Genomic DNA, 22,756 nt, shown 5'->3' with positions numbered 1-22,756 from the left:
GGTCGTGAGTGGCGTTTCGTGTTCTAGCCCGAATCGCCACTCACGACCGGGGCCGAGTGGGTGGTTTCGCGTGGCTGGATGGATGGCGCGTGTGATCCGACGGAGGACACGTGTGACTGGGTGGATGACACGCGGGAGCGGCAGGTTTCGTCGGGTGTTCTCCGTTCACTCACGCGTGCCCTCCGTCGGATCACGCGTGTCGCCCGATGGTAGGTACCTAAGACAGCAAGTGGCCCTCACCCGAATCGCCACTCACACCATTCCTCCGAAACCGCACCTGCAGCCCTGCAGCATCCAGAATCAAGCTCCGCCACTGGTGCGCGGCCCGTGACAGTGCAGGAATAGTCGCCTGACCTGCAAGACCGCGACTTTGCCGGGGCCTTGCCTTCAGGGTAAGGAAGGAGGCCTTCACTACTGCCTGGGTCAGTCGCGGATCCGCGGGATCTGCTGCGTGATGTCCTCGGCGGTGTCGGCGACGATGCCGGTCGCGGTGGCGCCGTGCTTCTTCTCGCGGCGCGACTTCAGGTACTCGAGCACGATCGGCACCACCGACACCAGCACGATCAGGATGAAGATCGCGTCGATGTTGTCGCGGATGAACGGGATGTCGCCGAGCAGGTGGCCGAGCGCGGTGATCCCGGCTGCCCACAGGATGCCGCCGATGACGGTGTAGGTGAAGTACTTCTTCGGGTCCATCTTGCCGATGCCCGCGATCCAGGTGATGAACGTCCGCACGAACGGCACGAACCGCGCCAGCACGACCGCCTTCGGCCCGTGCTTCTCCAGGAAGGCGTGGGTCTGGTCGACGTACTTCTTGTTGAAGAACTTGGAGTCCGGCTTGCGGAACAGCCAGGGGCCGACCTTCCAGCCGAGGCCGTAGCCGAGCAGGTTTCCGAGCAGCGCCGCGACCGTGACCAGGACGCAGACCAGCCAGAGCGGGGCCTCGATCTTGTCGGATGCGATCAGCAGGCCCGCGGTGAACAGCAGGGAGTCACCGGGCAGCACCGGGAAGACGCTGCTCTCGATGAAGATGATCAGGCAGAGCACCGTGATGACCGGGACGGTCAGCCCGCTCAGCAGGTGCATCGGGTCCAGCCACTCGGGCAGGAGCCCCATCGTCGTCACGTTGTTCTGCGCCAGGATCACACCAAAACGGTACAGGGTGACGCTGCGTGGCCTGACCCGACGGGGAAGGCGGCTCAGATCAGCGTGAGCAGCCCGATCACCGAACCGGCGGCCAGTCCCAGCAGCACCGCGAGCAGCAGCACCCAGTACGCGGGCAACGGCGCACTGCCGAGCGAAGGGGCCGGAGGGGGCGTCGGCCGCTCCGCCAACCTGGCTGTTTCCGCGTCCTCCAGCGCGACGCGCTCGCGTTCGAGCGAGTCGGCGCCGGCACCGGAAAGCAGCCCGTATTGCAGCGGCAGCTCGCCCTCCCCCGGAGCCGGAGAGGGCTCGGTCGCGGCCGCGACCTCAGCGGTGCCCGAATTACTCTCGGTGTCCGATTCGACCGGTTTCTCGGTGGAGGCCTCGGCGATCCGCTCCGCGGAAGGCGCGAAGACGGCTTGAGCGCGCAAGGCGTCGGCCAAGAGCTTCTCCGGGTCCTTGGGCTCGCTCATCCGCCGTCCTTGCTCCTCTCGCCGCTACCCGTCGCTGACCGACACACCGCCTTCGACCGCGCCGCTCAGCGGGGCCGTCGCGCTCAATGTAGCCGCCGCCTCGTCCTTGACCCATTCGCCCTGGCGCAGCACCTTGGCCGGTCGCAGGTCGCGGTCGAGCACCACGACGTCGGCCGCGAGCCCGGCGCGCAGCGACCCGGTCCGGTCGGCGATGCCGAGCAGTTCGGCGGGCCTGCCGGAGGTCGCGCGGACGGCGTCGAGCAGGTCGATACCCGCGCCGCGGACCAGGTTGCGGAAGGCCGCGTCCATGGTCAGCGTGCTGCCTGCCAGTGAGCCGTTCCCGGCCAGCGTCGCGACGCCGTCGCGGACGTCGACCTCGAGACGGCCGAGGATGTAGCTGCCGTCGGCGGCGTCGGTGGCCGACATGGCGTCGGTGATGAGCACCGTCCGGCCCTTGCCCGCGTGGTGCGCGGCCAGCCGCAGCACCGTCGGGTGCACGTGGACGAGGTCGCAGATCAGCTCCACGGTGATCCGCTCGTCGTCGAGGAGCGCGCCGATCGGACCCGGCTCGCGGTGGTGGAGCGGGCGCATGGCGTTGAAGAGGTGCGTCGCGACGGAGGCGCCGGCGTCGATCGCCGGGACGATCTGGTCTTCGACACCGTCGGTGTGCCCGATGGCGGCGATGACGCCCGATTCGGCCAGTTGCCGGACTGCCTTGATCCCACCGTGTAGTTCGGGGGCGAGGGTGACCATCCGGATGTCACCGCGGCCCGCGGTGAGCAGCGCGTTGACCGTCGCCGTGTCCGGTTCGATCAGCGTCGCCGGATCATGTGCCCCGCAGCGCGCCTTCGAGATGAAGGGGCCTTCGAGGTGAATGCCGGCAAGTTCACCCTCTTGGACCAGCTCCCGAAGGGCCGCGATCTGGTCGCGGAGCACCGGAATGGGGTCCGAGACGAGACTGCCGAGCATGGTCGTGGTCCCGTGTCGCCGATGCGCGCGGACGGCGCGGTACAGCTCCTCGGGGTTCGCGCTGGAAAACGACCCGCCCCCACCGCCATGGCAGTGGGTGTCGACGAAGCCGGGCACGACCAGGCACCCGTCGACGTCCACGCGGTCGATGTCCGGGGGTGTCCCGGACCCGACTTGGACGATCTTGCCGCCGGCGATAGCCAGCCAGCCGTCGTCGAGTACACGGTCCGGGGCGACGACCCGGCCGCCCACGATCACGAAATCTCCGGCGCCTCTCACGCCCCCCAGCATATATTGGTCTGGACCAAGCATGGCGGCACAACCCAGCGCTCGAGATTGGGGCCGGGTGTCAGTTCGGCGACTGCATCGCTTTCTGCAGTGCCTCCAGCGCCCGGCTGGCGGTTGACTTAACGGTACCTTTCGAAATCCCGGCGGCCTCCGAGATTTCGGCCTCACTCAGCCCACCGTAGTAACGGAGTACCAGAACTTCACGCTGACGCGGGGGCAGTTTGGACAAAGCGCTCACCACGGCCTGATGTTCACTCGACAGCATGGCGAGGCTTTCGGCCGAACGCGCGTTGACCGCGTGCGGCGCGACGTACTCGCGAGCGGTCTTGCGGCGGCGCAGCACGCTGCGTGATCCGTTGACCACGGCGGTGCGCAGGTATCCGACGGCCGCGGCGGCGTCGCGTAGGCGTCCCCAGTTGCGATGCAGCCCGGTGAACGCCTCCTGCACGACGTCCTCGGCGGTGGCCGGTTCGTCCACGAGCAGGATGGCCAGCCGGACGAGTCGCATCCGATGCTGGCGATAGAGATCCTCAAGGGTCAGTGGTGCCGCAGGCGGCGGTGGCGTGACCGGTCCGTCCATGGTGCGCAGATGGCCGAGGGTCACCTCGACACTGCGTTCCGCGTTGCCCTCGAGCATGTACCCCTACCTGTTCATTTACCCCTTTGAAGCACAACCTGTGCGTGGCGCACGATCAGCGTATCGGGTGGGGCGGGAGTCCTGCCTGATCGGATCCTGAGAAGCTGGGGCCGTCTGTTGGAACGACCTTGGAGATGTCGATGGCCTGGTTCCTGGTGGAGATCACGTACGTGCAAGAGAAGCTGGCGGACGTGCGTCCCCGGCACCGGGAATTCCTTTCCCGCCTCGCCGAGGAGGGCGTCGTCGCGCTCGGTGGCCCGCTGGGCGACGGCTCCGGCGGCATCTCGATGTACCAGGCGGCGGACGAGGCGGCGCTGCTGGAGATCATCGACCAGGATCCCTACCACCTCGAAGGTGTCGTCGCGGAGCGGTCCGTGCGCGAGTTCAAGCCGGTGATCGGTTCCTGGATTCCCCAGAAATCCTGACGGCTCAGAGGTCGAGGGTGACCGGTTCGCGGTCGACGCAGACCCGGACGAGATCGCCGGTCACCGTCGGCAGCTCGCAGGTCCCGCAGAACCCCTGACGGCACGAATACGCGATACCGGGCACGGTTTCGCGCAGGACGTCGAGCGTCGTCCGGTCGGCGGGCACGTCCAGCGTCACGCCGCTGCGGGCCAAGGTGACCTGGAACGGCTTGCCACCGACGATCGGCGGCGTCGAGAACCGCTCGAAGAACACCGGACCGGACGTGCGCAATGCCGCGTCCGCGCGGACGCCGACGATCATCGGAACCGGCCCGCAGCAGTAGATCGGCGCACCTTCCGGCGCCCCTTCGAGAAGTTCGGCGCCGGAAGCGGGCATCCCGTAGTCCGTGTCCGGCCGGATCCAGACCCGGTCGCCGAACCCGGACAATTCCTCCAGGAACGGCATCGAAGCCTCGTCGCGACCGGTGTAGACCAGTCGCCAGTCCGCGCCGGAGGCGGCGGCTTGCCGCACCATCGGCAGGATCGGCGTGATCCCGATGCCGCCCGCGACGAACAGGTAGGCCGGGCTCGCGACGAAGGGGAAAGCGTTACGCGGTCCGCGCACGGTGATCCGCGCGCCCTTCTTCAACCCGTGCACCGCCGTGGATCCCTCGCCGAGCAACCGGACGCCGACGCGGTAGGCCGAGCGGTCGTCCGGGTCGCCGCACAGCGAGTACTGCCGGACCAGCCCCGGCCGCGGTGAGAGGTCGACGTGCGCGCCGGGCCGCCAGCGCGGCAGAACCTCGCCGCGTTCGTGCACCAACCGCAGGCTGACGACGCCTTCGGCTTCGGCGCGGACGTCGTCGACCACCAGCGGGAGATCACGGTCGACGGCGAGCACCGGGGGACGACGGCGCCCGCTGACTCCGCTGAGCCTGCGGTACACCGCGACGACGCCGGTCAGCGACGCCATCAAGCGGTCGGTCCGCCCGCTGCCGTCGAGCCGCAGCGGGCGCGTCATCGTGGTTCGTCGGCGGCCAGGGCGGCCGGGGAATTCGCGAGATACGCGACGGCCTGGTCGGTGTCGCCGGTTTCCGTGGGGTGATAGGACTTCCGGAAGTAAGGCAGGATTTCGCGCCGCAGCTGCCTTCCCGACGGCAGGAGCCCGAGCTTCGCCACGCGCAGATAGGTGCGGAAAGTCGTCTTGCCCGGCCGGGTCGGGTCGTTGCGCATCAGGAACCTGGTGCCCCGCAAGAAGACCCACGCGAGTACCGGAGTCACCACGAGCATGCTGCGCACGCGGCGGCCGTAGCGACCGTCGAGGTGCATGAACAGGTCGAAGGCGACAGAGCGGTGCTCGACCTCTTCGGCGCCGTGCCAGCGCAGGAGATCGAGCATCGTCGGATGGGCACCGGCGGCGTCGAGTGCTTCGGCGTCGAGGATCCACTGCCCGAGGAACGCGGTGTAGTGCTCGATCGCGGCGACGATGGCGAGCCGTTCGATCAGCCATTCCTCACGCCGCTTGGCGGACAGCGGGCGATCGCCGAGCAGGCGGCGGAACATCCATTCCATCTGCGCGATGAACGGCCGGACGGGCACGCCCGCCGCTTCGAGGTGATCGGCGGCGCCGTCATGCGCCTCGGCGTGCATGGCCTCCTGGCCGATGAAACCGAGGACGTCTTCCTTCAGCCGCTCGTCGCGGATCAGCGGCACGGCCTGCTTGAACACCTCGACGAACCAGCGTTCGCCTTCCGGCAGCGCCAGATGCAGCACGTTGATCGTATGCGTCGCCTGCGGTTCACCGGGGATCCAGTGCATCGGCAGCGAACCCCAGTCGAACTTGACGTCGCGTGCGTGCAGGACGATCTGCTCGTGGTCCGTCATGACGCGCGCCCGCTGAGTTCGAAGTCGCTCGGGTCGACCTTGCGGGTTTCGAGCCAGTAGCGCCAGGTGAACCCGGGCCAGATCGTGCGGTTGACGCCCTTGGCGTCGAGGTACCAGCTCTTGCAGCCACCCTGGGTCCAGACGCCCTTGACGAGCTTGTCCTGGATCTCGCGCTGGAACTTCTCCTGGACACCGGCGCGGACGTCGAGCGCCTCGGCGCCGCGCGAGTCGGCGAGCTTGATCGCGTCGACGACGTAGCGCGCCTGCGATTCGATCATGAACACCACGGAGTTGTGGCCCAGCGCGGTGTTCGGGCCGAGGAGGAAGAACAGGTTGGGGAAGCCGGAGACGGTGATGCCCTTGTGCGTGCGCATCCCCTCGGCCGCCCATTCCTTGGCGAGGTCACGGCCGTCGATCCCGGTGATGTCCAGGTATTCCAAGGCATCCGTGACCTTGAACCCGGTGCCGTAGACGATCGCGTCGACCTCGTGCTCGACGCCGTTGCCGTCGACGACGCTGTGCGCCTTGACCTCGCGAACGCCATCGGTGTTGATGTCCACATTGGACCGATTGATCGCCGGGTAGTAGTCGTTGGAGATCAGCACCCGCTTGCAGCCCATGGTGTAGTCGGGAGTGACCTTCTTGCGCAGCTGGGGATCCTTGATGGCCTTGCCGATGTGGCGCTTCGCGATCACCTCGCCCGCTTTCATGATCGCGGGGTGGCCGTTGAAGCCGACGGCGCGCACTTCGAGGAACCAGTACAGCGCGTTGCGGTAAAGCCGCTGCACACCGGGGATACGGCGGAAGGCGGCCTTGGCCCAGCCGGGCATGGCGTGGTCGGGCTTCGGCATGATCCACGGCGGAGTGCGCTGGAACAGCGTCAGCTCGTCGACCTCGGGGGCGATCCGCGGGACGAACTGGACCGCGCTGGCGCCGGTACCGACGACGGCGACCTTCTTGCCGCGCAGGTCGTATTCGTGGTTCCACTGCGCGGAATGCCAGGTCTGGCCCTTGAACTTCTCGATCCCGGGCAGCGTGGGGATCTGCGGGATGTGCAGGCCGCCGACGCCGGAGACGACGAACTGGGCCTCGATGTCCTTGCCCGACTTCGTGTGGACGTGCCAGCGGCGCGTGGTGTCGTCCCAGGTGGCGCCGGTGAGTTCGACGCCGAACCGGATCTTGCGGCGCAGCCGGTACTTGTCGGTGACGTCCTTGAGGTACTGGAAGATCTCCGGCGCCGGTGAGAACGACCGCGACCAGTCCGGGTTCTGCTCGTAGGAGAACGAGTACATGTGGGACTGCACGTCGCAGGCGCAGCCGGGGTACGAGTTGTCCCGCCACGTACCGCCGACTTCGTCCGCCTTCTCCAGGATCACGTAGTCGGAGATTCCGGCTTTTTCGAGCTGGATGGCCTGGCCGAGCCCGGAGAACCCGGTGCCCACGATCACGACCTTGAATCGCTCGGTCATCTGGCAATCCTCCACTTCGAGGCGTTCGGGCCCAGATGACGTTACCGGAAGTAACAGTTACTTGCTAGTACTACCTACCTGTCAGTACGTCCCGCCGAGCTTCGTGTGATCCCAGCTCACGATCTTGGTCGGCCGGAAAATCAGCCCGATTCGCTTTGGGGCCTGCTTGCCGATGAAGCCCGTGAGCTCGTCGGGCACCGGATCGCCCGGCTTCGCTCCCGCGTAGCGCTGCATGAGCTGGATACCCATCTGGGTGACCGCGGCCGTATCGGTGACGACCTCGACGTCGGCCTCGAGGGAGATCCCGCGGAGCTTGTCGTAGCTGTCGCCGTCCTCGATGAGCATGGTGGCGTGCGGATCGCGCTCCAGGTTCTTCGCCTTCTGGGACGAGCCGTAGGTCCACGTCGCGATGCCCGCTTCGTGCGGGTAGTACCAGAGCGGCGCCAGATGTGGGCGGCCGTTCGGGCCCATCGTCGCGACGTTGATGACCTTCTGCTCGTCGAGGAACGCGGTGAGCTCGTCGGATGTCATGCGGATCTGGTCGCGACGGGACATATGTGGTCAGCCCTTCGGTTTCGACGCTGTGGCGGCCCGGCCCGCCTGGCCGGTTATCGAAGATTCGTACGCGCCGCGCCGCTCGATGTCCACGAGTGCGGCCGCGTCGGCCTTCTTGATCCGGCCCCTCGCGCCGATCTCGATGATCGGCGGCAGGAACGCGCGGATCAGCTTGAGGCCGCCGACCCAGCGGGGCACGTGGACGGTGCGGGCGCGTTTGTTGATCCCGGCCTGCAGGTGGTCGAGCGCGACGGACAGCGGATAGGTCTTGCCGAGCAGGCCCGGCATGCCGGTGCGGAGCTTGCCGAAGACCGGGTGCTTGTCGGCGCTCTCCACGAGGTCGGTGCGGATCCAGGTCGGGTGCGCGACGCCGACCTTCACGCCGAGGTGGGCGACTTCGGCGCGGAAGCTGTTGCAGAACGCCTCGACACCGGCCTTCGCGGCGGCGTAGTTGGCCATGCCGGGCGCGTGGGTGATCGCGGCCAGCGAGGAGATCGCGAGCAGGTAGCCCTTGCGGTCGATGACATGCGGAAGGGTGACGCGGAACGTGCGCCAAACGCCCAGCAGGTCGACCTCGATGACCTTCTCGAAGGCGGCCGGGTCCACCGACCGGACGAAGCCGGAGGTCGCGATACCGGCGTTCGCGATGACGATGTCGATGCCGCCGAAGTGCTCGACGACGCCGGCGGTGGCGCGTTCGAGGTCGTCCCAGCTGGTGACGTCGGCTTCCCAGGCGTGGGCGCTGGGGCCGATCTTCTCGGCGACCGCCTTCTGTTCCTTCGCTTCGATGCCGACCAAAGCGACCTTCGCGCCCTGCGCGGCCAGGCGTTCGGCGAGCCCCGCGCCGATCCCCCGTGCGGCGCCGGTGATCAGGACGACCTTGCCGTTCACGCTGTTCTTGGCCACGTTGCCTCCTCGTCCGAGCCCTACGGCATTCGGACGGTACCCCAACCTACCCGGAGTAAGCTACCCGCAAGTAAGTACGCGTTTCGTCCTCTGGCTGCGGTCGTTGGTAGTGCGAACTACCGCATTCAGAGGACGAAACGCGGGGGTTCAGGCCGAGGCGGCGGTGAGAGCGTCGACCTCCTCGGTGGTCAGGGCGAGGTCGGCGGCGGGCAGGAGATCGGTCAGCTGCTCGACCGAGCGGGCGCTCGCGATGGGCGCGGTGACGGTCGGCTGGGCGAACAGCCACGCGAGCGAAACCGCCGCGACGGAGACGCCACGCGAGGCCGCGATCTCGTCGAGCGCGGACAGGACCCGCTCGCCACGTTCGTCCAAATAGGACGAGGCGCGGGCGGCACGGGGGCTATCGCCGAGGTCCTCCTTCGAGCGGTACTTCCCGGCGAGGAAACCCTTGGCCAGCGCGAAATATGGCAGGACGGTCAGGCCTTCGCGCTGGACCGTCGGCGCCAGATCGCGTTCGTAGTCTCGCTCCACGAGGTTGTAATGCGGTTGTAGCGCGACGAACTTCGCGAGGCCCTCACGGTCCGAAATGGACAGTGCTTCGCTCAGTCGTTCCGCGGAGTAGTTCGACGCCGCGATGTAGCGCACCTTGCCCGCGCGCACGAGCTTGTCGAAGGCGCGCAGCGTCTCTTCGATCGGGGTCTCCGGATCGTCGATGTGCGCGTAATAGAGGTCGATGTGATCGGTCTGGAGCCGTCGCAGCGAGTCCTCGGCCGCCGCCGCGATGTTCGCCGCCGACAGCCCCTTCCGTTCTTCCCACATCCCGGTCTTGGTCGCGATGACGACGTCGTCGCGGCGGCCTCGCCTGGCCAGCCAGTCGCCGATGATCGTCTCGGAGCCGCCGCCCGAATAGAGGTCCGCGGTATCGATGAAGTTGCCGCCCGCCGCCGTGTAGGCGTCGAGGACGGCGAAGGACTGCTGCTCGTCCGCGGTCCAGCCGAAGACGTTCCCCCCGAGGTTGATCCCTTGAACGTCGAGGTCCGTGCTGCCGAGTTTCGCCATACTTCGAACTTAAGGGAAGACATCGGCGGAGGCAGGCGTTGGCTCGGGTCATGGGAATTGAACTCGGCAGGTTCGGTGTCTGGCAGCTGGAGAGCAAGATCTCTCCGGAGATCGCGGTCGAGCTGGAGAAGCTCGGCTACGGCGCGATCTGGCTCGGCGGTTCGCCTCCGGGCGACCTCGACGCCGTCGAGGCGCTGCTCGACGCGACCACTTCGATCACCGTCGCCACCGGCATCATCAACATCTGGCAAGTCGACGCCGCCACCGTCGCCAAGTCGTACCACCGTGTCGCCGCGAAGCATCCGGACCGCTTCCTCCTCGGCGTCGGGGCGGGCCACCCCGAGCAGGATCAGAAGTTCGTCAAACCGTACGGGGCGCTCGTCGAGTACCTGGACGCGTTGGACGCCGCCGGGGTGCCGGTCGAAGCCCGCGCGCTCGCCGCGCTCGGCCCGAAGGTGCTCAAGCTGGCGGGCGACCGCACCGCCGGTGCCCACCCGTACCTGATGACGCCCGAGCACACCCGCCAGGCGCGCGAGGTCCTCGGCCAGGGCCCGCTGCTGGCGCCGGAGCACAAGGTCGTCTTCGACACCGATCCGGAGCGGGCCCGGGCCCTCGGGCGGCAGACCGTCAAATTCTACCTGGGCCTGGTCAACTACACGAACGCCTTGCGCAAACTCGGCTTCACCGACGAGGACCTGGCGGGTGAGGGCAGCGACAGGGTGGTCGACGCGCTGGCACTGCACGGCGACGCGAAGACGATCGGGCGCGGGCTCAGCGCCCACATCGAGGCCGGGGCGGACCACGTCACCATCCAGGTACTGGACTCCGACCCTCTGCCGGCCTACCGGGCGCTCGCCGAGGTCCTTCTCTGATACGACGGCTGTAGGCACCTCCCGGCCGACCTCGTACGATTCGGCCGAGAGGTGCACCAGCCTGCTTCGAGGAGGAGTAAACGATGCCCATCGCCACCCCCGAGGTCTACGCGGAGATGCTCGACCGGGCGAAGGCGAACGAATTCGCCTACCCGGCCATCAACGTGACCTCGTCGGAGACCCTGAACGCCGCGATCCGCGGGTTCGCCGAGGCGGAGAGCGACGGGATCATCCAGTTCTCCACCGGCGGCGCGGAGTTCGCGTCCGGCCAGAAGGTCAAGGACATGGTGACCGGTTCGGTCGCGCTCGCCGAGTTCGCCCAGGTCGTCGCCGCCAAGTACGACGTGAACGTCGCGCTGCACACCGACCACTGCCCGAAGGACAAGCTCGACGGCTTCGTCCGCCCGCTGATCGAGATCTCGGCCGAGCGGGTCAAGAACGGCCAGCACCCGCTGTTCCAGAGCCACATGTGGGACGGCTCCGCGATCGACCTCGACGAGAACCTCGAGATCGCGCAGGAACTGCTCGCCAAGGCCGCGGCCGCGAACATCATCCTCGAGGTCGAGATCGGCGTCGTCGGTGGCGAGGAAGACGGCGTCGAGGCCGAGATCAATGAGAAGCTGTACACCGCCGAGGGTGACTTCCTGAAGACGATCGACGCGCTCGGCTCCGGCGAGAACGGCCGCTACCTGCTGGCCGCGACCTTCGGCAACGTGCACGGCGTCTACAAGCCCGGCAACGTGAAGCTGCGCCCGGACGTGCTCAAGGGCGGCCAGGAGGCGGCGTCGAAGAAGCTCGGCCTCCCGGCCGGATCGAAGCCGTTCGAGCTGGTCTTCCACGGTGGTTCCGGCTCGCTGCCGGAGGAGATCCGCGAGGCGGTGTCCTACGGCGTCGTGAAGATGAACGTCGACACCGACACGCAGTACGCCTTCACCCGCCCGATCGCGGACCACTTCTTCAAGAACTACGACGGTGTGCTGAAGATCGACGGCGAGGTCGGCAACAAGAAGGTCTACGACCCGCGTAGCTACCTCAAGGCCGCTGAAGCCGGTATGGCCGCGCGCATCGTCGAGGCCGCGCAGTCGCTGGGTTCGGCGGGCAACAAGCTCTCCTGACCAGAACGCATTTAGTCCTCTAAATGCGGAAGTACGTGAAGGCCCCCTTCATTGCGTCTAGCGCGGTGAAGGGGGCCTTCATGTACTCAGCGGCTCAATCGGCCGGGAGCGCCGTCTTCTCGCGGCGCTTCGCCAGTAGCGAGCTCACCGCCCGCGTTCCCGGCCCGGCGGCGGACCACAACGCGCCGACGCCGACCAGGCAGACCGCGGCCGTCCAGTAGGCGACCGGCGGCGCCGATTCCGTGTGCGCGTCGCCGAGCAGCCACGGCCGGAACTGCGACTGCACCCACAGCATCCCGTAGCCGAAGGCCGTCACCAGCAGCGCGCCGACACCCGCCGTCAGCAGCGGATGATCACGGCCGATGCGGAACGCCAGGTCCACCGCGAGGCCGACGGCGAGCAGGTAGAACGGCACGACCGAGACCGGGAAGCCCATGCCGAGCAGCAGCGGCCACATCACCAGCCGGTAGCCGAGGTAGATGGCGGCGACCGTCGTGCCCGCCCAGCGGAAACCGGTCGTGTACCGCGCCAGCGCGAAGATCAGCGCCATCACGCCGATACCCCACAGCGGGTAGACCCAGTCGGCGATCGGCATCGTGAAGTGCTCGACGGCCACCCGGTCGACCGCGTGGCCGATCTGGTTCGCGGCGAAGCTCAGCAGTTCAGGCTCGGCTTCGGGCGCGCCGCGCTCCCAGGCGCGCAGCCCGAGGATGCCGTACTCCTGCTGACCGTTCGGGAAGAACGTGTTCTCCAGGAAGAACGCCCACAGTCCGAGCAGGACCCCGGTACGCCTCCGGCCGGGCTTGGCGTACTTCAGCCAGCCCATGATCACGCCCGCCTGCATGATGCCCGTGCCGATGTAGAGCATCATGTGCGACGGGCTCCACGCGGTCAGGTCGAGGCCGTTGACGCGGTGGTTGATGACGTCCAGCGGCGCCGCGATGAGGAAGACCACGAGCCCGATCTGCATCAGCCGCAGCGAACGCCGGTCGGCGCCCAGCCCGGTGTAGCTGTGGATCGCGACGAGCACCATGATGATCACCGTGCCGACGGTGTTGATCAGGTGCGGCGGGGCGAGGTCGTCCCGGAGCCACATGAAATGCCACGACATGTCCCAGGACGAGCCCACCAGCTTGAAGGCGAACGCGACGAGCCACATGCCGTAGCAGAAGTTCAGCACCCAGTCCGGCGTCGCCTGTCCCGGCGCGCCGCGGTGCCAGTGGAGCTTGAAGAACAGCCTGGTCTTCGCGATCGGGCTGCGGGGGATGACACCCGGCGAAAGGTCCCCGGTCACTTCTGTCGCCTTTGTCATACGGGACATCTTCCCTGCTCCAGATCACGGGACGGGCATTCGGGGTCGAAAATCGGGGTTCACCCGTAGGGGTGGCGGATTTGCGATCAGCGTGCGAAGCAGGGCAAGGTGTGCCGCCATGATGCCGAAACGACTTGTCGCGGCGGTACTCGTCGCCGCTCTGGTGCTCGCCGGTGGGGGCATTCTCGGGAGCCTGTTCTTCTAAGCGGAGGCTGTCGGCACAATGGCCGGTATGACGAACCTCCTCGGCCCCCAGCCGACGCACCTTCCCGAGCACACCGCCGCGCAAGCGGCGCTGGACGCCGGGAGCGACCCGGCCGCCGTCGCCGCCGAGCACCCCGACTACAGCGAGGCGTGGGCCTCGCTCGCCGAGAAGGCGCTCGAAGCCGGTGAGACCGTCGCCGCCTACGCGTACGCCCGCACCGGTTACCACCGCGGCCTCGACCAGCTCCGCCGCGCGGGCTGGAAGGGACACGGTCCGGTGCCGTGGGCACACCGCCCGAACCAGGGCTTCCTGCGCTCCCTCGCCGTCCTCGGCAAGGCCGCCGGCAAGATCGGCGAGACCGAGGAGTACGACCGCTGCAGGACCTTCCTCAGCGACTCGGACCCGGCTGCCGCGGAAGCGACCGGCCTCAAGTAGCGCGCTATGAAAGGTCCTTTCCTTGCAAATTTCGCAAGGAAAGGACCTTTCATGGCACTTGGTGACCCCTAGAACAGCCCGCAGTTCCCCGGAGCGGGCAGCCCCGCGAAGCGCCCTTCAAGCCAAGCGAAAGCCTCCGGGAAAGCCCGGATGGCCCCACCGACATGCGTCGGAACCAGCGAAGTCGAGAACTGCACCTTCGCCCCCTTCGCACACCACGAGCGTGCCATGGTCCGGCCCTGCGGGTAGGGCACGATGTCGTCGAGTGCACTGTGGACGACCAGCGTCGGCGTACCGGGCTTCCGTGCCCCGATCAGCTGCTCGCCGACCCGCGTCTTGTACGGCTCCTCGCCGAGGTACGCGGTCAGCGGCCTGCCGTCGTTGGTCAGGTCCTTCGACTGGGTGAACGCGTGCGCGAAGATCGCGTCGGCCGTGCACTCCTGCTTGACCTTCTCGAACGCCTCCTTACCCTTGGCGTTGAGCAGGTTCGGGAGGTTCAGCTCCGGATACGCCGCGTCCATGCTGACCAGCGTGAACCCGAGGAATCCGAACGCGTAGTGCCCGTCGATGTTCTTGCCGACTTCGGCCAGATCCGCCGGGACCGCGCCCGCGTACGAGCCCTTCAGCTTGAGCTCGGGGGCGTACGACGGCTGCAGTTCGGCGGCCGACGCCGACGCTCCGCCGCCCTGCGAGTACCCCGCGGTCGCGACGGGGCCGTTGTCGGGAAGGTTCGCTTCGGGCAGCCGCTGTGCCGCGCGGATCGAGTCGAGGACGGCGTTGCCCTCGGCGACACGGTTGACGTAGGTGTGGACGCCGGGAGTGCCGAGGCCTTCGTAGTCGGTGACGACGATGCCGTAGCCACGAAGCAGCAGCCCGGCGATGAAGGGCCCTTCGTACTCCATGCCCGCGGCAAGGGCCTTCGACGGCGCGCACTGGTCGCCGACGCCCTGCGTTCCGGCCGCGTAGCCGACGACCGGCCGCTCACCGGGGCCGGTCCACGCCTTCTTCGGGGTGAGGACGGTGCCGGTGACGGCGTTGGGCCTGCCGTGGGTGTCGGTGCTGCGGTACATGATCCGCTGGACGTCGGCGTCGGCCTTGATGAGTTTCACGGGATCGACGTAGAAAGTGGACGGTTCGTGCCGGATGATGTCGCCGGGAGCACCCGCTGGCAGCGGCGACGGGGGATCGTAGAAGGACGGGGCGGCGACGGCCTGCGGTGCCCCGAAGGTCAGCAGTGCCGCGACGGTGGCCGCTGAGACGGCGGCGGACACACCGCGCCGGGATCCTGGACGCATGCTTGCTCCTCGTTGAGCACAAACATTTTCGACAGAGGTGTCGAAAAAGAGAGTCAGTGAGGTGGCGCACGATGTCAAGCCCTGTGCCGAGAGGGCGGCCCCGCAAGCTCCCGATCGGCGAGCAGCGCGCACGGGTGCTGAGCTCGGCGGCCGGGGTCTTCGCCGCGCACGGCGCGCAGGCCGCGACGATCGAGCAGATCGCCCGCCGGGCCGGCGTATCGCGCCAGGCCGTCTATGAGCAGTTCGGCGATCGCACGACGCTGTTCGCCCAGGTCGTGACGGATATCGAGGAACGCGCCTTCGAGGCGATCGGCGCGCCCGCCCTCGACTCTTCGCAGCCCGAACTCCGGGCTTGGGCGCGCGCCAACTACGCCAACATGTTCGCCTTCGTCGCGGCGAACCCCGAGGCGTTCCCGGTCCTGCGCGAGGCGGAACGCATGGGCGATCCGGCCCTCACGCGGCTGCGGGAGCGGCTCGCCGGTGTCTACACCGAGGCGAGCAGGCAGCGCTGGGCGAGCCACGGCGTCGAGTCGGGTCGCGCGGACAAGGCGCTGGTCACCCTGTTCTTCGCGATGACCGAAGCGCTCGTCCAGGCGAGCTGGGACGGTGAGCCGCCCGACGCGGACGCGCTCATCGACCTGCTCGCCGAATTCACCGTCGGAGGCGTGGTCCGTCTTCGGACCACGGCCGCCTACGTGATGGAACGGTTGCGCTAGGCCGCGACGGCCTCCAGCGCGGGCTCTTCGACGGTCGCCGTCAGATCCGGCGAGGACACGACGCGGTTGCGCCCGTTGCGTTTCGCCGCGTAGACGGAAGCGTCCGCCGAAGCCATGACCTCTTCGATCGTCCTGCCGTCGAGCGGGAAGGTCGCGACGCCGACCGAAGCGGTCCGCTGCTCGATGACCACGTGGTTGCCTTCGTTGTCCTGAGTCTTGATCACCATCTCGCTGATCCGCTGGCGGATGCGCTCGGCGACCGCGACGGATTCCTGCTTCGACGACGATGTCAGGAGCACGACGAACTCCTCCCCGCCGAACCGGCCGGCGAGGTCCTGCGTCCGGGTTTCGGCCTTGACCAGCGCCGCGACCCCCTTGAGCACGTCGTCGCCCGCCAGGTGGCCGTAGGTGTCGTTGATGCTCTTGAAGTGGTCGAGGTCGATCATCAGCGCGCCGAACTGGCCGTTCTCGCGCTCGGCGCGGGCGACCTCACGGACGGCGCCCTGCTGCCAGGTGGTGGCGTTGAGCAGCTGGGTCTTCTGGTCGGTGGTGGCGAGCTGCTCGAGCTGCTTGATCAGCACCGAACGCTGCAGCAGGTACAGCGGCAGGAAGACGAGCAGGACGAGCACCGGCTGATGCGGCAGCACGGCGAGCACCAGCGCGCCGATGCAGACGGTGGAGGCTTCCAGGATGTTGTCGTCCCAAGAGCCGAGGAGAGTCTGTACCGAAGCCTTCGCCGGCGCCGCGAAATAGAGGCCGGTGCCGGTGAAGACGGCGTTCATCAGGAAGAACGCCAGTCCGGCCGCGCAGATCGACGTCACCGATTCCGGGGCGGCCCCGACCACCTGCACGGCGGCCCACGCGGCGAACGCGGTCAGCGTCATCGATGTGGCGTTCGCCACAGTTCGGTGCGGGTTGACCGTCCGGAGACCCGCCCAGCTGCGGTATCCGAGGTGCAGATAGATCACGGCCACGAGAAGCGCGGTGAGCTGCGGCGGAAGCAGGATCGCGCCGGGCAGCACCCAGACCGAGGTCATGTTGATATGCGGGGTGACGCTCATGCTGCGCCGCTGCCGCTCGATCCGGCGGGTCGCCTCGGTGTGCGCGATGGCGAGGCCCGCGAGCAGAAAACACAACAGGACCTGCGAAGACGTGATGGAAATGGATGCGGCGAAGACCCCCGTCAGTGCCAGCATCGCCGCCACGGAAAGCCCGGTGTAGGCGATCCAGTGTTCAGGCCTCTTCCAGAGCTCCCACGTCGCTACCGTGAGAGCCGAACGATGTCCAGCGCGTTCCTCCGATGTGATCATCTTTCCCCCTGACTCTTGCGTGATTCTCCGAAACCCCCTACTTACCGACAGCTTCCACCGACTTGCGGGCTGTCGACAAGCTCCCTAGGTGTGTACTTTTCTCTGAGAGGGTCGAGGGAAAGGTGCCAGCGATGGCCGGTAGGGATCAGTGAACTGGGGCGCAGGCCAACGGCCGCGCGAGTGAGCCGGCGCGTGGAACACCTCAATGTTCCGCGCGTGCGGCGTCTTTTTCCTGCCATCTGTCCGGGTCCTTGGTGAGGTTCCGCCACCAGCTCAGCGCGAGCGGAATCGTCAGCACCAATCCCGCAAGACCGAAGACGCCGACCGTCGACGGCGGACCGATCTGATCGGCGAGGACGCCGCCGATCAGCGGGCTGACGCCCATGGTCGTGGTGAGACCGGTGTTCGAAAGGCCCATCACCTGAGCCCTGCTTTCGTCCGGCACCGCCAGCGTCAGTGACGCCGTCGCCTGCATGAGCGCGACAGTGCCGAAGCCACCGCAGACCACGAACAACACGATCGACGTCGCCGGGCCCGGCTGCAGGAAGCACAGCAGCAGCGGGATCGCCGTGAGCGCCGAAAGCGGTCCGATCAGTTTCGGCCGGATGTGCGCCGGCACCCAGCGCGAGTAGATGTACGCGCCGATCACACTGCCGAGCGGATCGGCCGCCAGCAGCAGGCCGATGACCTGTGGACCGCCGCCCGAGGCTTCGGCGTAGGGCGCGGCGATGCCCTCGTACACCGGCAGCAGGCCCATCAGCCAGGTGAACAGCAGCAACGCGCGCAGTCCCGAGCTGGCGAAGATGATCTTGCCGCCCGAGCCGATCGACGCGAAGAACGACTTGCGCTTCTCGCCCGTCGCCGCGGCGGGCCGGGCGGCCAGCCCGAGCCGGACGAACAGCGCCGAGATCAGGAACGTGATCGCGTCCAGCGCGAGGGCGATATGGGGTTCGAGCGCGGTCAGCAGGAAACCGCCGCCGGCGAACCCCGCCAGCTGCGCCGACTGGACGGTCATGCTGCGGACCGCCATGCCGACGACGAATCGGTCGCCCTTGAGGATCTGCGGCAGCAGCGCCAGCTGAGCGGCCTTGAACGGCGGGTTCAGCAGCGAGACGGCGCCGACGAGGACGCACAGCACCCAGAACGGCAGCACCGGAACGGCGACCAGCGCGATCAGCGCCGCCCGCAGCAGGTCCACGACCACCATCACGGTCCGGCGGGGGAAGCGGTCCGCGAAGCCGGTGAGGAAGATGCCGCCGAGCAGTGAAGGCGCGTACGTCAGCGCGTAGGTGAGACCGGTCAGGGTCGCCGAGCGGGTTTCGGTGAAGACGAGGACCGAGAGCGCGACTCTGGCGAGTTGATCGCCGAAGATCGAGAAGAGTTCGGCGAACCAGAGCGAACGGAACTCGGCTACCCCGAACACCTCGCGGTAAGTGACCCGTCCGGCCGAAGCCATGTTGCCCCCAATAGGGTCCTTATGATGCGACAAACTCGTGACCGAGAGTAACGCGGTCACGAGCTCGTCACGAAGCGTCATTCGTTCACGTAAGTGTCTCCTGACTGTTGGTGATTGGCTAGGTTCTTTCGCCGGGTTTCTGTGGTTAGAGATCTTTTTCGAAGGCCAACAGCCCGACCCCGCCGGGATCGACCGCGTCCGTGGCGATGTCCCGGTAGCCGGTACTGCGGTACAGACCAGCGGCTTCGGGCTGTTTGGGGCCTGTCGTCAGGAAAATCCGGGTGTAGCCGCGTCGTTTGGCTTCGGATTCCAGCTCCGCGACGATGAGCCGCGCGAACCCGCGCCGCCGGTGCGCGGAGTGGGTCCAAACGCGTTTCAACTCCGCAGTGTGATCGTCGTAACGTTTGAACGCGCCTCCGGCGACGCTGACGCCATCCGCCAAAAGGATGAGTAATGCGCCATCCGGTGGAGTGAACGACTCGGCCGGGTAGCGGTTGATCTCCGTGGTGTCGCCGTAGCGGTCGAAGTACTCCTCCGCGAGCTCGGCGAGCAGCGGTTCGACCTCGGGATCGCCGACCGAGAACGGCCTGATTTCGAACTCAGCCATCGACCGCGAGCACTTCCCGCGCCGAAGCCGCCTTCGCGGCGTCGCGCTTGGCGACCTCTTCGCGCACGATCGGGATGACGTGGCGACCGAAGTCGATCGTGTCGCCGAGCATGTCGTAGCCGCGCGCCGAGAGGATGTCGACGCCGAGGTCGTAGTAGTCGAGCAGGGCCTGCGCGACGGTCTCGGGTGTGCCGACGAGCGCGTTGGAGTTCCCGGCGCCGCCGGTCGCGGCCGCGGTGGGGGTCCACAGCGCCCGGTCGAAGCGTTCGCCCTCGGCGGCGACCGCGAGCAACCGCCGCGAGCCGGTGTTCTCCGGGTTCGTGAGCGAATGCCGTCTGGTCAGCTGCTTGCCCCCACTCGTCCGGGCCTTGATGGCGTCGACCGTGCGGTAGGCCTTCTCCCAGGCGAGTTCCTCGGTCGGCGCGATGATCGGGCGGAAGGCGACCTGGATCCGCGGGACGTCGGTCCGCCCGGCCGCCTTCGCCGCGGCCTTGACGGACTCGATCTGCTCGGCGGTCTGCGCGAGCGGCTCGCCCCAGAGGCAGAAGATGTCCGCTTCGGCCCCGCCCGCCGCGTACGCCGCCGGAGACGAGCCACCGAAGGACACGCCTGGACGCGGCTGCTGCACTGGACGGGCATCGAGGACGAAGTCGGCGAAACGGTAGTGCTCGCCTTCGTGGTCGAAGGGCTCTTCGGACGTCCACGCCTGCTTCACGATCTGGATGTACTCACGCGTGCGTGAATAACGCTCGTCCTTCGTGAGGTAGTCGCCTTCGCGCTGCTGTTCGTGGTCGCTGCCGCCGGTGATGAAGTGGACGGTGAGCCTGCCGTCCGAGAGCTGGTCCAGCGTGGCGAACGTCTTCGCCGCGAACGTCGGATACGAGACGTTCGGCCGGTGCGCCAACAGGATCTGGAGTTCGTCGAGCTTCGACGCGACGTACGCCGCCGCCTGCGCCGGGTCCGGCCCGCTGGAGCCGTACGCGAACAGCACGCGATCCCAGCCGAAATCCTCGTGCGCCCGCGCGAGGCGCAGGGTGTAGTCCTTGTCGAAGACGGCTCCCGACCGCGGATGCGTCTCCGAACCGTCGTTGGTGCCTCCGATACCCAGGAATTCGACCGGCATCGTCCGTCCCTTTCGTTGGCTTCCCCCGATCGACGAGTACGCCAGTTCTCCCAGCTGTGGCAACGAGTTCCGCTCCTTGAGAAGGCGCGCACGCACCGGATTCGCGGCGTAGCTTCGGCCTCGTGAGTACCGCAGACCTCCCCTACGTGCTCGCGGTGGTCGGCGCCGGTCCGCGCGGGGTGGGCGTACTCGAACGGCTCGGCGCGAACGCCGCCGAGCTGCTCGGTGAGCGGCGCCTGGTGGTGCATCTCGTCGATCCGTTCCCGCCCGGTGCCGGGCGGGTCTGGCGGTACGAGCAGTCGCCGTTGCTGCGGATGAACTCCATGCCCGAGGACGTCACGGTCTTCACCGACGACACGGTGAAGATCGACGGTCCGATCCGGCCCGGTCCTTCGCTGATCGAGTGGGCGCGGCTGGTCCGCGCGGGCGCGCTCGACGTCGGGATCGACGACAGCCTGCGCGCCGAACTCGAGACACTGCAAAGTGATCACTTCCCGACGCGACGGCTGCAGAGCGCCTATCTCTCGTGGTTCCACCGTGAGGTCCTCGCGGGGCTCCCGGCGGGGATCGAGGTCGTCGAGCACCGGACCCGAGCGGTGCGGCTCGACGACGGCGAGCCGCAGTCGCTGTGGCTGGAGGACCGTGCGGAACCCCTCGAAGTGGACGCGGTGCTGTTCACCGTCGGGCATCTCGACGCCGAACCGGACGAGCGCGAAACCGAACTCGTGGACTTCGCCGCACGCCACGACCTCGCGTACTACCCGGCCGGCTACACCGCCGACGTCGACTATTCGGCCATCGAACCGGGGGAAACCGTGCTGGTGCGTGGTTTCGGCCTGGCGTTCGTCGATCTGATGCTGTTGCTGACCGAAGGCCGTGGCGGCCGGTTCGAAGAACAGGCGTGCGGTGGGCTGAAATACCACCCCAGTGGTGCCGAGCCCGTGCTGCACATCGGATCGCGTCGCGGAGTGCCGTATCACGCGAAGATCGGCTACCGGCTGCGCGGGAAACCGTTGCAGCTGCCCAGATTCTTCGACGCGTACGCCATCGAAAGGCTCTGCGCCGTCCCCGGACCGCTCGACTTCCGCCGCGACGTCTGGCCGCTGATCTCGAAGGAGATCGCCTGGGCCTACTACAGCGAGCTGTTCACCGCCCATCCCGAACGGGTGCGCATGGACTTCGCCGTCTTCGCCGACGCCTTCGCGGACGCGGCGCCCGGCGAACTCGGCGCGCTGGTGGCGCGCGCGGTCCCGGCGCCGGACGATCGGCTCGATCTGGACCGGCTCGACCGGCCGATGGCGGGCGTCCGGTTCGGCACCGCCGAGGAATACGGCAAGGAACTGCGCGAATACGTCGAAGCGGATCTGAGCCGCCGGGCGGACGCCGAGTACAGCGCGGATCTGGGCGCTTTCATGGCGTTGTTGTCGGTGATGGGCCAGTTGCCCGCGCTGCTGCAGACCGGACGACTCGACGCGGCGTCTCAACTGTCCGATTTGGACGGCTGGTTCCTCGGCTTCTTCTCGTACTTCGCCAGCGGTCCGCCGCCGCGACGGCTCGAAGAACTGCTCGCGCTGCAAGAAGCGGGACTGGTTTCCTTCCTGGGCGCCGAAATGCGAGTGGTGGCCGACGAGGCGCGCCGGATGTTCGTCGCCTCCGGGGCGAGCTTCCCTGGCGAGACCGAGGCGCGCACGTTCGTCGAGGCGCGGCTGCCGGAACCGAGCATCACGCGTGCGTCCGATGTCCTCTTGCGACAGTTGCGTGACGACGGCGGGCTCGCCGAGGAGGCCGTGCTCGACCCGGTCACCGGCGACAGGCTGCTCGCCGGCCGGATCCACACCCGGCTCTCCGACGGCCGGATGCTGGACCGCGACGGCCGCCCGCAGCCACGCCGGTTCGCACTCGGCCCGCATACGTCGGCGCGATCCGCCGGGGCGTTCACGCGCCCCCGGACCAACGCGCTTCCGTTCCGGCAGAACGACTCCGTCGCCCGGGAGATCTTGCGCCTCGCCGCCTCTTGAGTGGCAATGAGGGTTCTATTGAGGGGTAAGGCAAACGTGGCGCGATCGGCTCGCTGTCTGGCGGCAGGCGATGAGCTCCCCGCTGAGGCGGGGCGCGTCGCGCGACTGTCCACAAGGGACGCCTTTTCGAAGAATCGGTGTCCGATTGATGACGCCATGCACGGTTCCGCGTGGGGGTCGTGAGTGGCAAAGAGGGTTATTGAGGGGAAAGTCAAACGTGTCGTGTCGCGGGCTGTGGTCGCTGCTGCCTACGCGTTTCCCTGGTGGTGAAGGCTTCCTTGCCTACGCTGACGGTAGTGAAGGCCCCCTTCACTACCGTCAGGCGTGATCCCTGGTGACAGTGGGACGGCTGTGACATCAACGTCCCGTCTTGAAGTCCGTGAAGGCCTCCTTGAGGGACCCAGAGTCCCTCAAGGAGGCCTTCACGGACTTACCACCCACCACGCCACCTTTGCCTTACCCCTCAATAACCCTCTTTATCACTCACGACCACCCGGCCTACCGC

22 protein-coding genes are annotated in these 22,756 nt (G+C 67.7%); 6 read left to right on the top strand and 16 right to left on the bottom strand.

The annotated features are described in order from the left end of the window. Positions 1-423: 423 nt before the first annotated feature. The 4 genes from ACZ7KI_RS19430 to ACZ7KI_RS19415 form a co-directional block, all read right to left on the bottom strand. A complete protein-coding gene (locus ACZ7KI_RS19430) occupies positions 424-1,146 on the bottom strand; it encodes a DedA family protein (RefSeq protein WP_470274507.1) in 723 nt (240 codons plus the stop codon). A 53-nt stretch (positions 1,147-1,199) separates the two neighbouring features. Further along, entirely contained in the window at positions 1,200-1,616 is a 417-nt protein-coding gene (locus ACZ7KI_RS19425) for a hypothetical protein (RefSeq protein WP_470274506.1), read from the bottom strand. Between the two features lie 24 nt (positions 1,617-1,640). Then, complete coding sequence (gene nagA / locus ACZ7KI_RS19420) at positions 1,641-2,843, bottom strand: N-acetylglucosamine-6-phosphate deacetylase (protein ID WP_470274633.1); 1,203 nt, start codon at positions 2,841-2,843, stop codon at positions 1,641-1,643. Between the two features lie 91 nt (positions 2,844-2,934). After that, entirely contained in the window at positions 2,935-3,510 is a 576-nt protein-coding gene (locus tag ACZ7KI_RS19415; protein ID WP_061981841.1) for a SigE family RNA polymerase sigma factor, read from the bottom strand. Positions 3,511-3,650: 140 nt separating this feature from the next. Here ACZ7KI_RS19415 and ACZ7KI_RS19410 point away from each other — a divergent pair, with 140 nt between their 5' ends. Further along, complete coding sequence (locus ACZ7KI_RS19410) at positions 3,651-3,935, top strand: YciI family protein (RefSeq protein WP_470274505.1); 285 nt, start codon at positions 3,651-3,653, stop codon at positions 3,933-3,935. Positions 3,936-3,939: 4 nt separating this feature from the next. Here the strand turns inward: ACZ7KI_RS19410 and ACZ7KI_RS19405 are convergent, their stop codons facing one another. From ACZ7KI_RS19405 to ACZ7KI_RS19380, 6 genes are all read right to left on the bottom strand, one after another. Then, positions 3,940-4,935 (bottom strand): PDR/VanB family oxidoreductase, encoded by a 996-nt coding sequence (locus tag ACZ7KI_RS19405; RefSeq protein ID WP_470274504.1) that lies wholly within the window; start codon positions 4,933-4,935, stop codon positions 3,940-3,942. Next, positions 4,932-5,798, bottom strand: coding sequence for a metal-dependent hydrolase (locus ACZ7KI_RS19400; RefSeq protein WP_470274503.1), 867 nt, complete (start codon positions 5,796-5,798; stop codon positions 4,932-4,934). Before ACZ7KI_RS19400 ends, ACZ7KI_RS19405 begins: the two co-directional genes overlap by 4 nt. Further along, a complete protein-coding gene (locus ACZ7KI_RS19395) occupies positions 5,795-7,267 on the bottom strand; it encodes a flavin-containing monooxygenase (protein ID WP_470274502.1) in 1,473 nt (490 codons plus the stop codon). Before ACZ7KI_RS19395 ends, ACZ7KI_RS19400 begins: the two co-directional genes overlap by 4 nt. An 81-nt stretch (positions 7,268-7,348) precedes the next feature. Next, complete coding sequence (locus ACZ7KI_RS19390; RefSeq protein WP_470274501.1) at positions 7,349-7,822, bottom strand: pyridoxamine 5'-phosphate oxidase family protein; 474 nt, start codon at positions 7,820-7,822, stop codon at positions 7,349-7,351. A 6-nt stretch (positions 7,823-7,828) separates the two neighbouring features. Further along, the gene (locus ACZ7KI_RS19385) at positions 7,829-8,728 is read right to left on the bottom strand and encodes an SDR family oxidoreductase (RefSeq protein ID WP_470274500.1); all 900 of its coding nucleotides are present in this window, start codon (positions 8,726-8,728) and stop codon (positions 7,829-7,831) included. A 147-nt stretch (positions 8,729-8,875) separates the two neighbouring features. Further along, positions 8,876-9,787 (bottom strand): aldo/keto reductase, encoded by a 912-nt coding sequence (locus ACZ7KI_RS19380; RefSeq protein WP_470274499.1) that lies wholly within the window; start codon positions 9,785-9,787, stop codon positions 8,876-8,878. 50 nt (positions 9,788-9,837) lie between these two features. On the opposite strand from ACZ7KI_RS19380, the gene ACZ7KI_RS19375 reads away from it, so the two are divergent. Both ACZ7KI_RS19375 and fbaA read left to right on the top strand, forming a co-directional pair. Next, positions 9,838-10,659, top strand: coding sequence for an LLM class F420-dependent oxidoreductase (locus ACZ7KI_RS19375; protein WP_470274498.1), 822 nt, complete (start codon positions 9,838-9,840; stop codon positions 10,657-10,659). Positions 10,660-10,742: 83 nt separating this feature from the next. Then, positions 10,743-11,774 (top strand): class II fructose-bisphosphate aldolase, encoded by a 1,032-nt coding sequence (fbaA, locus tag ACZ7KI_RS19370; protein ID WP_005152430.1) that lies wholly within the window; start codon positions 10,743-10,745, stop codon positions 11,772-11,774. A 94-nt stretch (positions 11,775-11,868) separates the two neighbouring features. Here the strand turns inward: fbaA and ACZ7KI_RS19365 are convergent, their stop codons facing one another. After that, positions 11,869-13,086 carry a hypothetical protein gene (locus ACZ7KI_RS19365; RefSeq protein ID WP_470274497.1) on the bottom strand — a complete coding sequence of 406 codons (1,218 nt, stop codon included), beginning with the start codon at positions 13,084-13,086 and terminating at the stop codon, positions 11,869-11,871. 232 nt (positions 13,087-13,318) lie between these two features. Here ACZ7KI_RS19365 and ACZ7KI_RS19360 point away from each other — a divergent pair, with 232 nt between their 5' ends. Beyond that, a complete protein-coding gene (locus ACZ7KI_RS19360) occupies positions 13,319-13,726 on the top strand; it encodes a DUF3151 domain-containing protein (RefSeq protein WP_470274496.1) in 408 nt (135 codons plus the stop codon). Between the two features lie 68 nt (positions 13,727-13,794). Here the strand turns inward: ACZ7KI_RS19360 and ACZ7KI_RS19355 are convergent, their stop codons facing one another. Beyond that, on the bottom strand, positions 13,795-15,021 hold the full coding sequence (locus ACZ7KI_RS19355) for a lipase family protein (protein ID WP_470274495.1): 1,227 nt from the start codon (positions 15,019-15,021) through the stop codon (positions 13,795-13,797). Positions 15,022-15,155: 134 nt separating this feature from the next. On the opposite strand from ACZ7KI_RS19355, the gene ACZ7KI_RS19350 reads away from it, so the two are divergent. Continuing rightward, positions 15,156-15,737 (top strand): TetR/AcrR family transcriptional regulator, encoded by a 582-nt coding sequence (locus ACZ7KI_RS19350; protein ID WP_470274632.1) that lies wholly within the window; start codon positions 15,156-15,158, stop codon positions 15,735-15,737. On the opposite strand, the gene ACZ7KI_RS19345 is transcribed toward ACZ7KI_RS19350, so the two are convergent. From ACZ7KI_RS19345 to ACZ7KI_RS19330, 4 genes are all read right to left on the bottom strand, one after another. Beyond that, complete coding sequence (locus tag ACZ7KI_RS19345) at positions 15,734-17,047, bottom strand: GGDEF domain-containing protein (RefSeq protein ID WP_470274494.1); 1,314 nt, start codon at positions 17,045-17,047, stop codon at positions 15,734-15,736. The genes ACZ7KI_RS19350 and ACZ7KI_RS19345 overlap by 4 nt on opposite strands. A 202-nt stretch (positions 17,048-17,249) precedes the next feature. Then, entirely contained in the window at positions 17,250-18,503 is a 1,254-nt protein-coding gene (locus tag ACZ7KI_RS19340) for an MFS transporter (RefSeq protein WP_470274493.1), read from the bottom strand. Positions 18,504-18,648: 145 nt separating this feature from the next. Then, positions 18,649-19,110: a GNAT family N-acetyltransferase gene (locus tag ACZ7KI_RS19335; RefSeq protein ID WP_470274492.1), complete on the bottom strand. Its 462-nt coding sequence runs from the start codon at positions 19,108-19,110 to the stop codon at positions 18,649-18,651. Then, complete coding sequence (locus ACZ7KI_RS19330) at positions 19,103-20,233, bottom strand: LLM class flavin-dependent oxidoreductase (RefSeq protein WP_470274491.1); 1,131 nt, start codon at positions 20,231-20,233, stop codon at positions 19,103-19,105. Before ACZ7KI_RS19330 ends, ACZ7KI_RS19335 begins: the two co-directional genes overlap by 8 nt. Before the next feature lie 122 nt (positions 20,234-20,355). Here ACZ7KI_RS19330 and ACZ7KI_RS19325 point away from each other — a divergent pair, with 122 nt between their 5' ends. After that, positions 20,356-22,251, top strand: a complete 1,896-nt coding sequence (locus tag ACZ7KI_RS19325; RefSeq protein WP_470274490.1) for an FAD/NAD(P)-binding protein — start codon at positions 20,356-20,358, stop codon at positions 22,249-22,251. Positions 22,252-22,756: the final 505 nt, after the last annotated feature.

The sequence above is a fragment of the Amycolatopsis sp. NPDC039088 genome, assembly GCF_055598845.1.
Note: the sequence above shows the minus strand (reverse complement) of the source record. Positions and strands in the feature narration are given on the sequence as shown.